Source organism: Streptomyces sp. NRRL F-2580 (genome assembly GCF_000720115.1).
In the GTDB taxonomy this organism is placed as follows: Bacteria; Actinomycetota; Actinomycetes; order Streptomycetales; family Streptomycetaceae; genus Streptomyces.
Genome location: NZ_JOIR01000110.1, coordinates 1 through 591, shown reverse-complemented (window position 1 = coordinate 591; position 591 = coordinate 1). Strand labels below are relative to the sequence as shown.

At 68.7% G+C, this 591-nt stretch carries 1 protein-coding gene; it reads right to left on the bottom strand.

Annotation, left to right across the window (positions count from 1 at the left end; all coding sequences use genetic code 11):
* A partial coding sequence (locus IF88_RS41785) for a SpnB-like Rossmann fold domain-containing protein (RefSeq protein WP_037808873.1) occupies positions 1–591 on the bottom strand: 591 nt, incomplete at both ends.

Below are 591 nucleotides of genomic sequence, written 5' to 3'. Positions count from 1 at the left end.
TGCGAGGAGTTGGGCGAGTGCGTCTGGGTTGGCGGTGTCGCAGGCGGTGATGGTGATGTGGGCGCCGGCTGTGGTGAGTTCGTCGTGGAGTTGGGTGGCGCCGGGGGCGTTGGGTCCGGTGCGGCTGGTGAGGAGGAGGTGTTTGGCGCCGTGGTGGGTGACGAGGTGGCGGGCGAGGATGTGGCCGAGTCCGCCGGTGCCGCCGGTGATGAGGATGGTGCCTTCGGGGTCGAGGGGTTTGGGGGTGTTGTGGGGTGTGGTGGGGGTGTTTTCGAGGCGGGGGGTGTGGAGTTGGCCGTTGCGGAGGGTGAGTTGGGTGTCGGGTGTGGTGGTTGCGGTGTGGGCGGCGGCGGCCAGGTCCTTGGTGAGGTCGTCTGTGGTGGTGATGTCGAGGTGGGTGAGGCGGCCGGGGTATTCGTTTTGTGCGGTGCGGATGAGTCCGGTGAGGGCTGCGGCGGGGAGGTTGTGGATGTCTTCGTCAGGGGTGAGGGCGGTGGCGCCCTGGGTGAGGACGAGGATGCGGGTGGAGTCGAGGGTGGTGTCGGCGAGGAGTTCCTGGAGGGTGGCCAGGGTGCCCTGAACCGCCGCATG